This window comes from Sporosarcina sp. E16_8 (genome assembly GCF_017347095.1).
GTDB lineage: Bacteria > Bacillota > Bacilli > Bacillales_A > Planococcaceae > Sporosarcina.
The window spans coordinates 109,930-121,736 of record NZ_JADPRZ010000006.1; the positions used below are offsets into that span (position 1 = coordinate 109,930).

Below are 11,807 nucleotides of genomic sequence, written 5' to 3' on the forward strand. Positions count from 1 at the left end.
ACATTTTGTAGAAAATCAAAATAATGAGTAACAAAGAATTCTCATCCATTCCTTTACTCCTATAAAACCGATATATTCTTAATATTTCACAGACTCATATAAACCTATACTACCACATTTAGCGATTTTTAATCAAAGTTAAATTAACAGTTATTCAGTTTACTAAGCACTATGTATAAGCTAAATGGAAAACCGCACAGGCGTTTTTCGACAGAACAATGACCGATAATTTCTTCATGACCCCCACGGCAAATTTATCAAAACAAAAAGACCCTATCGCAATCGGGTCTTTTCGTTTTAAAATCAGATTTCCTTCAATTCCTGCATACGACGCTCTACCGCCGCGTATTTTTCTAGATAGTCACTTTCTTTAGCTCGCTCTTCTGCTACTACAGCTTCAGGAGCTTTTGACATGAAGCGTTCGTTTGCTAGTTTGCCTTGAACGCGTTTCACTTCGCCTTGCCATTTCGCAAGTTCTTTTGTCAGGCGTGCAAGCTCTTCGTCGATGTTCAGCAAACCTTCCAGTGGTAAGAACAGTTCTGCTCCAGTAACGACCGCTGACATCGATTTGCCTGGTGCTGTGATGTTGTTGCCTAGCGTTAGCGTCTCAGGGTTACAGAAACGTTCGATGTAGCTACGATTCGCTTCTAGCACGGCTACAGTTGCATCGTCTTTAGCTGAAATGTAAAGTGGAACTTTTTTGCTTAATGGTGTATTTACTTCTGCGCGGATATTACGTACTGCGCGGATGATATCCATCAGCAGTTTCATATCTGTTGCACGCGTTTTATCAGTTAGCGCAGGATCTGCAACCGGCCATGCAGCGATTGTAATTGATTCGCCTTCATGCGGTAAGTTCTGCCAGATTTCTTCTGTGATAAACGGCATGAACGGGTGTAATAGACGCATCGTATTATCGAGTACGTATGCCAGTACAGAACGCGTCATTTTCTTAGCTGTTTCATCTTCACCGTATAGTGGCAGTTTTGCCATTTCGATATACCAGTCACAGAAATCATCCCAGATGAAGTTATAGAGTGCACGGCCAACTTCGCCGAACTCATAGCGATCTGCAAGTTTTGTTACTTGGTCGATTGTTTCATTCAAACGTGTCAAGATCCATGCATCTGCTACGGATTTTTCACCCGTTAGATCGATTTCTTCGTAGGTCATGCCATCCATGTTCATTAATGCGAAACGAGAGGCATTCCAGATTTTATTGGCAAAGTTCCAGATCGCTTCAACTTTCTCAGTCGAGTAGCGAAGATCCTGCCCTGGCGATGAACCAGTTGACAAGAAGTAGCGCAATGCATCCGCACCGTATTTTTCAATAACATCCATCGGGTCGACGCCGTTACCAAGTGATTTAGACATTTTACGGCCATCTTCTGCACGTACGAGTCCGTGAATTAAGACGTCTTTAAATGGACGCTGATCTGTGAATTCGATTCCTTGGAAAATCATCCGAGATACCCAGAAGAAGATGATGTCATAGCCTGTTACAAGTGCATCAGTTGGGTAATAGCGTTTGAATTCTTCGTTGTCGAGATCCGGCCAACCCATTGTAGAAAACGGCCATAACGCAGATGAGAACCATGTATCAAGAACGTCATTGTCCTGACTCCAGTTTTCGCTGTCAGCAGGCGCTTCATGGCCAACATGTATTTCACCCGTTTCGTTGTGGTACCAAGCCGGGATGCGGTGGCCCCACCAAAGTTGACGCGAGATACACCAGTCATGGACATTTTCCATCCATGTTAAATACGTTTTTTCAAAACGGTCTGGTACAAAGTTTACTTTGCCATCCGCTTCTTGTAACTTAATCGCTTCATTAGCTAGCGGCTGCATTTTTACGAACCATTGTGTTGATAAATACGGTTCAACGACAGCACCACTGCGTTCTGAGTGACCGACAGAATGATTATGTTCTTCAATATTGAATAGAACAGCCATCTCCTGCAAGTCTTTAACGATTTCTTTACGGCATTCGAAGCGATCCATTCCTTCGTATTTACCGGCAAGCTTATTCATTGAACCATCTTCATTCATCACAAGGATACGTGGAAGATTATGGCGATTACCAATTTCAAAGTCATTCGGGTCATGTGCAGGTGTAATTTTCACGGCGCCGCTTCCAAATTCCATGTCGACGTAATCATCTGCAATAATCGGAATTTCACGGCCAACAATCGGTAATTTCACCGTTTTGCCGATTAAATGCTTGTAGCGCTCATCTTCAGGGTGGACTGCAACTGCAGTATCCCCAAGCATTGTTTCAGGTCGAGTTGTCGCAATTTCGATACTTCCTGTTCCGTCTGCCAGTGGGTAACGCATATGATAGAAAGCACCCTGTATGTCTTTATGGATGACTTCGATATCAGAAATAGCTGTTTTCGTTGCAGGATCCCAGTTGATAATGTATTCGCCACGGTAGATAAGCCCTTTGTTATAGAGTTTAACGAAAACTTCCTGTACAGCTTTCGAAAGTCCTTCATCCAGGGTAAATCGTTCACGTGTGTAGTCAAGACCCAAACCAAGTTTCGCCCATTGCTCACGAATATGTCCTGCGTACTCGTCTTTCCATTTCCATGTTTCTTCAACAAATTTTTCACGGCCTAAATCATAACGTGTCGTTCCTTCTTCACGAAGTTTTGCTTCTACGCGAGCCTGTGTCGCGATTCCCGCGTGGTCCATTCCTGGAAGCCATAGTGCATCATAGCCTTGCATACGTTTCATACGCGTCATGATGTCTTGTAGCGTTGTATCCCATGCGTGGCCTAGGTGAAGTTTACCTGTGACGTTCGGCGGTGGAATAACAATTGTATAGGGCGTTTTATCGCTTTCAGGTTGTGCTTCAAAGTACTTCCCTTTCAGCCACCATTCGTAACGACCTGCTTCAATTGTCTGTGGATCATATTTCGTCGGCATCGACGTGTTGTTTTCTGTTGACATGTTGTTTCCTCCTTTATTTTGAAGAGAAAAGTGGTAGCGGCCGTTCAGACGCGACAGGCATAAGACGTAACGGCAAAGCGGCGCATTTTGCCGCATAGCTGGAACGGCTTATGACCCAAGCGTCTGGCCGCTAAAACTAGACACTTCGAAAAGTGTTAAAAATGAACACAAAAAAACTCCTATCGCCTTAAAGGACGAAGGAGCTGTTCGCGGTACCACCTTTATTCGTGCACACAAAAGAACTGTGCACCTCAAACTTCGATAACGGCTTCAAACCGGCTTCCGCTACTACGTTCAAAAAATGTTTTTTCTTTTTGAACACCCTTTCACGGAAACTGCTCATGGGTTACATTCAGTAAATAATCGACAGGTCCTTTCAGCACTCGAACCCTCTCTTTAGTCTAATCCATTTACGTACTATCCCAATCATCGCATCCATATGCAATTGCAATAATTGTAACGGAATAACCGGTTGCTCGTCAAGTATATAACGAAAGGATTGTGTCATGCGTAGAGGATATAACCCTTATTTACTTCCTCCCTGGCTTCGAAGATGTCGATTTTACTGTAGAGGGATCATTATCCCAATTTGTATCTTTCAATTGATACGATTATTGATCGTGCCAACTACAGGCGATTTTCTTCTGTTATGTTTACTCTGTGGTTTAGCTTTCGTTCTTTACAAAAACATCATTTGAACGGTAGGCTGTTGTCGATACGCCATCTGTGAGCTCCGCAATGAACGACAGCACTTCGTCCAGCTCGTCTAACGGAGTGCTGTTAATTGCTACTAGCGGCGTCGCAACTACTACTTGCACTTCCTCAGGTTGTTCCACTAGGACAACTGCTTCTGTGTACGTACATTCTACATTCCAGACAACTCCGTAAGTACCTTGTCCGTCCGATTTACCTGTTGCATGCGTTGTTACAATCTCCAGCGGACTCTCTGCGATTGAAGGCAAGTCAATATTTAGCGGTACTGCATATTCAAAATATCCGTCTTTGCCATCCACTTCGACATCGTCAATGAGGATAAATGAATCGTCCCACTCCACCGCCCGTAGCCCTTCATCAAATTCGATATTCGCCGCAATATGATAAATGCCTGTCAACCGGACCGCATCTTCCGTTCGCTCTTCAGTATATCTTGGCGTAACTGTGACTGACTGTACCCCAGTCGGTACGCCAGCATGTTCCGGGAAATAAAAATTTTCTTGCATTGACCACTGTTTTTTCTCCATACATGTTCCCTCCTTCTATTCCTTCACAAACAATTGTATGCGCGGTATGGTTGCAATAGAAGAATAAATCGATCGAACGCAAATATCCTCCGACCTGTAAACCAGTCGAAGGATATTGTTTTTATTAAAACCATGTCTGTTGATTAAGCATTTATCCGCATAAAATACAGGTGAGTAGGGCTTGGGAAAATCCGTTTTCACTGGACCATTTCCGGCTCGCTTTCGGCGAAATATTCATGACATGTTTACCGAGGGGGCATGTGTGTCTAGAAGTGACTCCGTCAATTCTAGACACACTCTTTTCAGTAATACTATCGCGAATAGTTGCCTGTCGCGTTCCTACAATGTTCAAGTGAAAAATGCAGTTATGTTTGAAAGAATCGAATAGATGACTTTCTATTGGAATTGTAAGTGCCCGAAGATGCAATTTCGGGTACTCTTGCACGTTGTACAATGCGTTTCTTGCTTACTTTTAGTAAACTTTATGTATCTAATTATGTGATATCCACCAGAAAGTGACACTTCTTTAATGAAAAAGGGAAAAACCATAGAGAAAGCATCAGCCGCCAAAATTGCATCTTTGGCGGCTTTTATCCAGATCGTTGCCCCTCTGTTCTTTCGTCCCACTAAGCCTTAGCACTTCGTATACTTACCCATTTGGAGCAGGGCGGATGAAGGACTACCATACGATTACTGGGAAAACGGATTAGGGATGCGACAATGTCGCATCCCTACACGTCCAGACATCTCGATAATCGTAATGAAGTCATTCAATCCAAAGCAATCCAAATCCAACTATACACCTAGCACACAGTGTTTGATCAAGTTATATGCTGGTTACCTTGGTTAATCAACAGACGTGTAGTAAAACACACATAAATGTCAAGTTCGTTTTTGAATTGACTTGTCACTTTTTTAAGCACGAAGTTTAGCAAATACCGTATGGAACGCTTCAACCGTCTTCTCAATATGCGTTTCTGTATGCGCAGTCGATAGGAACATGCCTTCAAACTGTGATGGTGGAAGGAAGATACCTTCTTCCGCCATCAAGCGGTAGTAATCCGCGAACAATTCAAGGTCAGCTGTTTTTGCATTGTCGTAATTCGACACTTTTTCATTTGTGAAGAAAAAGCCAATCATCGAACCTGCACGGTTTACTGTGTGCGGGATATCAAACTTTTTAGCTGCTGCACGGAAACCGGCTTCTAGCTGATCACCAAGTTTGATGAAATGGTCATATGAAGCGGGCGTTAATTTTTTCAACGTTTCAATTCCTGCAGTCATTGCAAGTGGATTTCCTGATAAAGTTCCTGCCTGATAAATCATTCCTGCAGGAGCCATGTTTTCCATAATTTCACGTTTACCGCCATATGCGCCAACAGGAAGTCCACCGCCAATTACTTTTCCGAGACATGTAATGTCCGGAGTGACACCGTAATAACCTTGTGCGCAATTGTAACCCACGCGGAAGCCAGTCATTACTTCATCAAAAATAAGAAGCGTGCCGTTGTTCTCTGTCAACTCACGCAGTCCTTCAAGGAAACCTGGTTCAGGTGGGACAACACCCATATTACCTGCGACAGGCTCTACAATGATTGCTGCTAAATCGTCACCGAATTCTTGAATTGCGACTTTAATGCTCTCTAAGTCGTTATAAGGAACAGTGATTGTGTTTTTCGCAACCGATTCAGGCACACCCGGGCTATCTGGTAGACCAAGTGTTGCAACGCCAGAACCCGCTTTAATGAGCAACGAGTCTGCGTGACCGTGGTAACAGCCTTCGAATTTCAAAATCTTATTACGACCTGTGTAACCGCGTGCTAAACGCAGTGCACTCATCGTAGCCTCCGTACCGGATGACACCATACGAATCATTTCAATTGAAGGAACGCGTTCAATAACGAGTTGCGCAAGTTCATTTTCCGCTAATGTCGGCGCACCAAAGCTTGCTCCAGTTTCTGCAACGCGCTTAATGCCGTCAACTACGTCTGGATCAGAATGGCCGTGAATAAGAGGACCCCAAGATAGTACATAATCGATATACTCGTTGCCATCGATGTCTGTAATGATAGCGCCTTTTCCACATTGCATGAAAATCGGGTCCATATTGACAGATTTGAATGCACGAACAGGAGAGTTTACTCCACCTGGCATAAGATTTACCGCTTCTGCAAATGCTTGTTTCGACTTTTCATAATTTCTACCCAATTAGTTCTCCTCCAGCCAGCGTGCCGCATCTTTCGCATGGTACGTCATAATTAGATCTGCACCCGCACGCTTCATACTTGTCAACGTTTCAAGAACAATCGCTTTTTCATCAATCCAGCCATTTTGCGCTGCTGCTTTAACCATGGCATATTCGCCACTCACATTGTACGCGACTACTGGCAATGTAAAATTGTCTTTGACATCACGCATGATATCTAGATACGACAGCGCCGGTTTAACAATCAGGAAGTCAGCACCTTCCGCAACATCCGATTCTGCTTCACGCATTGCTTCTAGGCGGTTTGCTGGATCCATCTGATACGTCTTCCGATCGCCTGATTTAGGGGAAGATTCTGCTGCGTCACGAAAAGGTCCGTAATAAGCAGAGGCATATTTCACCGCATAGGACATGATCGGAATATCTTCAAAACCAGCCGCATCTAATCCCTGACGAATAGCTGCAACAAAACCGTCCATCATATTGGATGGTGCAATGATGTCTGCTCCCGCTTTCGCTTGACTTACCGCAGTACGCGCCAGTAGTTCTAGTGACGGGTCGTTTAGTACTTTGCCGCCTTCTAGAACGCCGCAATGCCCATGGTCTGTAAATTGGCACAGGCAAGTGTCTGCGATGACAATAAGTTCAGGATAACGTTCTTTCGCTAAACGAGTGGCTTTTTGGACAATCCCTTGATCAGAATAAGCTTCCGATCCCCTATCATCTTTCGTTGCAGGAAGACCAAATAAAATGATCGATGGAATTCCAAGTGACACGACTTCATCGAGTTCAATTGCAAAATGGTCGAGTGATTTCTGGAACACCCCTGGCATAGAAGCGATTGGATTATTGATGTCTTCCCCGTCTATGACAAAAATCGGGTAGATAAAGTCCTCTTTCCTCAAGACAGTTTCTCTTACCATAGATCGTAATGTATTTGATGTACGCAAACGTCTGTTGCGTCTGAATTGTAAAGTATCCACTATTACCCTTCCTTTCGACTCGCCAATTTCTCGACGAGATCCATAAGTGTATATGTATCAGGTCTAACATGAACGGTCGCACCAACTTCTAGCAACGCTTTTTCCGTCACATGTCCGATGGCCCCGATTGTAAAACCGTTCCAACCTGTCCGCGGGGCTACTTCTTCAGCAAAAATTTCAACTGCCGAGGGACTTGCGAATAATACGCTCAACCGTTGTTGTTGTTTCAATAAATTTACGAGCGAATCGATGGAGTCAGTTGCACGTTCCGTCTTATAAACTGTCCATTCATCCACTTCAAAAGGAAGTTCCTCTTTGATGGTGACGCCCGCAATAGATCCACGCAGAAAAAGAATGCGTCGGATATCCGTTTCAGCTGGATTAAATTCCTTTACGAATGTATCTGCACTAAACACGGTCGGGATGAAATCAACTGTAAAACCAATTTTTTCAAGTGCTTCTGCAGTCCGAGTGCCTACCGCTGCTATTTTTGCCGGAATTGATTCCGAAGCAACACCATGACGAATCAGTTTAGCACCAAACGCTGCAACCGCACTTTGACTTGTGAATATTAACCAATCATACATCGGACAAGCGGCCAAACGAAGTTCATCTGTCTGTTCCACTAACTCCTCCACTTGAATAAGTGGTAATGAAACAGGCGTCCCTCCGTAGCGCTTCACCAATTCAAAGACATCTTCAGATTTAGGTGTCCCTGTAAAGATAACTGTTTCAGCTAACAGCGGTTGACGATCATGCATCCATATCCGCCTTCACTTTCTCAATCACTTCTGAAGCCCCTTCAGCACGCAGTATTTTTGCAACCTCCATACCCGCTTCAACAGGGTCCGCACTCGAGAAAGTCTTTTTAAATACTTGTTTTGCATCAGGAGAAGCAATATAGCCCGTAAACTCAACTTCGCTACCGTTATATTGCGCAAATCCGGCAATCGGAACTTGGCATGAGCCATCCATTTCAGTTAGGAAAGTACGCTCTGCTTCAACTTCTATCCATGTTTTTTCATCCGTTAATTTCGCAAGTTCTGCAAGCAGCTCTTTATCGTCAAAACGGCATTCAATTGCCAATGCCCCTTGTCCTACAGCTGGAATACAATCTTCAACAGACATGTATTCAGTAGTTACATCCGCACTCCAGCCCATTCGTTTCATACCGGCAGCCGCAAGGAGAATCGCATCGTATTCACCGTCAACCATTTTCTTCAGACGTGTATCGATATTGCCGCGAATCCATTGAATGTCAAGATCCGGACGCAGAAGTAGTAATTGTGAACTGCGGCGTAAACTAGACGTCCCTACTATAGCTCCTACCGGTAAGTCCATGAATTTCACATGACCATTTGAAATGAATGCATCACGCGCATCTTCACGAGGAGGAATACAACCGATAACAAGCCCTTCAGGCAGAACAGCTGGCATGTCTTTCATGCTATGTACTGCAAAATCGATTTCCTTATCAAATAATGCCTGCTCAATCTCTTTTACGAAGAGCCCCTTACCGCCAACTTTCGACAACATTACATCTAGGATTTGATCGCCTTTCGTAACGATTTCTTTCACTTCGAATTCAAACGGAGCACCGGCAGCTTTCAACTGATCTATAAACCAGTTTGTTTGCGTCAATGCTAGTTTACTTCTTCTTGAACCTACGATAATTTTTCTCATATTAATTAATCCAACCTTTCTTAATCAACTATGCTAAAGCATAGTTGTGTCCAAATCCAGTAAAGTAGTTAGCCTAAGAACAGCGCATCCTTGCGACAACAAGGAGGAATGAAAATCAATTTCTCCTTGTTAAATGACCTGCATCACCCAGACCCGAGCTTGCTCGATAAATCCCCTCGAAAATTCTGTGGCATCCGTCTAATGCTTTAACTAGTACAACTGAGGTTTGAAACCGACCTGTATTTAGTTATAACCAGAAATGGAACTCAGATAATTTACTTCCAAGGAAAAAATTGATGATAACAAATAGGAATGCGAATACGTTAGCCCATGCAAAGTCATTTCCTGTTAGCTTGCCACTTCGCTTCAAGAATAATACAGATCCATAAATGGCAAGAAGGACAAATGAGCCGATAATCTTCATATCAAAAAATGACCATACATCAAGTGCAACAATTGCCCACTGCATGCCAAGGATTAGACTGACTAACAGAAATGGAATACCTGTATAAAGAGATGCTTTCATACCTATCTCTGTTTGATGAAGTGAAGGAAGCCTGTTAAATTGTTTCGACCATTTCTTTTTCTTCAAAACTTTATAGACAAGAAGATAAAGAATCGAAAAAACGAATGACATTGCAAATGCCGCATAGGATAAGATTGCAAATGTAATATGGATGAATAGCAGCTCCGACATAAGCGATTCCCCTATCGGTGACTGCTCAATTTGTACAGGTCCGAATGTATGTATCGTCATAAAGATGAACCCAATCACATTTAAGAAAAAGACGGTGTGACTGACTTTGTAAAACAGATGCAAGACAATTGATAAGGTAATCAAAAGCCAAGCATAAAAATAAATTCCCTCAAAAAGAGTTAGTATAGGGAACCTTTGCCATTCAATAATATACATTACAAGAAAGAATGTTTGTAGAAAGTAAACGATGGTTAGAATCCAAAAAGCGCTTCGATGTGCAAATGTATCCTTATTCAAGTAATCTATAAAATAAAAAACAAGACTTACTGCATAAAGCACGACCATCACTTCATGCAGCCTCGCCATTATCATATCAGCCATGATAACTTCTCTGCCTTTCCGAACTAATAGAGGCGTTTCCGCATCTATAGTGTATCACACTGATGCGGAAACGCCCCATTGACAACGTTCAATATGCCAAATCCGGTTGTGCCGTCGCATGTCTTTCTGCTCTGAGCTTTAACCGTTCTTTCGCTTGTTTTGCAAGCATTTCTTTCTCTTTCACAACGTCGTCATCGATGCCGAATATTTGTTGGAAGAGCTCCAGTTTTTCAACTGATTTTGAATCCATTGCTAGTTCTTTCGCTTGCAAAATGGGGTCTTTCAGTAATTGATTAACAATCGATTTTGTATGTTTGCTCAAGACTTTTTTCTCACGGTCTGTCAAATCAGGCATTTTATTTTCAATACTCGCCATCGTTTCCATTTGGATACGATGTGCTTTTTGACGAAGTGCCGAAATGACAGGAACCACTCCAAGTTGGGCAACCCACTCCTTGAACACGACTATCTCCTGTTCAATCATCAAGCCAATTTCTTCAGCAGCCCGTTTTCTTTCAGCAAGATTCGCTTCAACAATACCTTGTAAATCATCGATATCATACAGGAATACGTTCGGTAAATCCCCGATACGCGGATCCAAATCACGCGGCACTGCGATATCGACCATGAATATTGGTCTTCCCTTACGTAACCGCTCTACTAACTGCATAAGTTCGAAGTCAATAACGAAGTCGGTTGCACCTGTTGAGCTGATCAATACATCCGCTTCTAGCAGTGTACATTGCAGTTCTTGCATTGATTTCGCGATGCCACCGAATTTATCTGCAAGTGCTTCTGCTTTCGACAGTGTTCTGTTAACAACAGTCACTTTACTCGCACCACTTCCGTGCAAGTTCTTAACAGCAAGTTCACCCATTTCGCCCGCTCCGAGAATGGCCACATGTTTTTTATCCAATGTGCCAAAGATCTTTTTCCCGAGTTCTACAGCAGCATAGGAAACAGAGACAGCATTATCACCAATTGCAGTTTCAGTATGCGCTTTTTTCGCGAGTGTTACGGCTTGTTTAAATAACTCATTGAAAAACGTACCTGTCGTACCAATCGTTTGGCCTTCAAGGAAACTGTCCCGCACTTGGCCTAAAATCTGCGTCTCACCAAGAACCATGGAATCGATACCTGCTGATACGCGCATCAGATGCTCAATCGCACCATCATTTTCCATGATAATAAGATGCGATGAGAATGATTCCAAAGGTATATCGAACCATTCAGCTAAGAAGTTTTTCACATAATAACGGCCCGTGTGCAGCTGATCGACAACCGCGTAAATTTCAGTTCGATTACATGTCGATATAATAATATTTTCTAATATGCTTTTTTGCTGTTGCAATGTTTGCATCGCCTGCGGCAGTTCTGTCTCAATAAATGATAATTTCTCTCTTATTTCAACAGGTGCTGTCCGGTGATTGACACCGATTACGATTGTATGCATCAGGTGTTCACACCTCTCACGTTCTATTTCACGCTTCCTATTATACCATATAGCTATCACTTTTCTTACTGGGAATTGTGAACAACATATGACTACGAACGGTTAAACGCAACTATTTATAATGATTACAATCTAAGTCTAACAGCCTTCGAATTCACATGCAATTAATGTGCAATCCTAACTCGAATTTAGTGGAACTAGGGTATCCTTC

General features: G+C 43.0%; 8 protein-coding genes and 1 other annotated feature. All 8 genes read right to left on the bottom strand.

Translation table 11 applies throughout. From position 1 onward, the window contains the following. Nucleotides 1-303 precede the first annotated feature (303 nt). The 8 genes from I2484_RS07315 to hemA all read right to left on the bottom strand — a co-directional run bounded on the left by I2484_RS07315 (nucleotide 304) and on the right by hemA (nucleotide 11,596). Nucleotides 304-2,952 carry a valine--tRNA ligase gene (locus I2484_RS07315; protein ID WP_207150384.1) on the bottom strand — a complete coding sequence of 883 codons (2,649 nt, stop codon included), beginning with the start codon at nucleotides 2,950-2,952 and terminating at the stop codon, nucleotides 304-306. A gap of 187 nt (nucleotides 2,953-3,139) precedes the next feature. Next, nucleotides 3,140-3,391, bottom strand: a binding site (T-box leader). A gap of 226 nt (nucleotides 3,392-3,617) precedes the next feature. Beyond that, the gene (locus I2484_RS07320; protein ID WP_207150385.1) at nucleotides 3,618-4,193 is read right to left on the bottom strand and encodes a hypothetical protein; all 576 of its coding nucleotides are present in this window, start codon (nucleotides 4,191-4,193) and stop codon (nucleotides 3,618-3,620) included. A 915-nt stretch (nucleotides 4,194-5,108) separates the two neighbouring features. Further along, nucleotides 5,109-6,401, bottom strand: coding sequence for a glutamate-1-semialdehyde 2,1-aminomutase (hemL, locus tag I2484_RS07325; protein ID WP_207150386.1), 1,293 nt, complete (start codon nucleotides 6,399-6,401; stop codon nucleotides 5,109-5,111). Beyond that, the gene (gene hemB, locus I2484_RS07330) at nucleotides 6,402-7,382 is read right to left on the bottom strand and encodes a porphobilinogen synthase (protein ID WP_207150387.1); all 981 of its coding nucleotides are present in this window, start codon (nucleotides 7,380-7,382) and stop codon (nucleotides 6,402-6,404) included. Nucleotides 7,383-7,384: 2 nt separating this feature from the next. Next, a complete protein-coding gene (locus tag I2484_RS07335; protein WP_207150388.1) occupies nucleotides 7,385-8,143 on the bottom strand; it encodes a uroporphyrinogen-III synthase in 759 nt (252 codons plus the stop codon). Continuing rightward, on the bottom strand, nucleotides 8,136-9,065 hold the full coding sequence (hemC, locus tag I2484_RS07340; RefSeq protein WP_207150389.1) for a hydroxymethylbilane synthase: 930 nt from the start codon (nucleotides 9,063-9,065) through the stop codon (nucleotides 8,136-8,138). Before hemC ends, I2484_RS07335 begins: the two co-directional genes overlap by 8 nt. A gap of 247 nt (nucleotides 9,066-9,312) precedes the next feature. Beyond that, nucleotides 9,313-10,143 (bottom strand): cytochrome c biogenesis protein, encoded by an 831-nt coding sequence (locus tag I2484_RS07345; protein ID WP_207150390.1) that lies wholly within the window; start codon nucleotides 10,141-10,143, stop codon nucleotides 9,313-9,315. Nucleotides 10,144-10,231: 88 nt separating this feature from the next. Then, nucleotides 10,232-11,596, bottom strand: coding sequence for a glutamyl-tRNA reductase (gene hemA, locus I2484_RS07350; RefSeq protein ID WP_207150391.1), 1,365 nt, complete (start codon nucleotides 11,594-11,596; stop codon nucleotides 10,232-10,234). Nucleotides 11,597-11,807 lie beyond the last annotated feature (211 nt).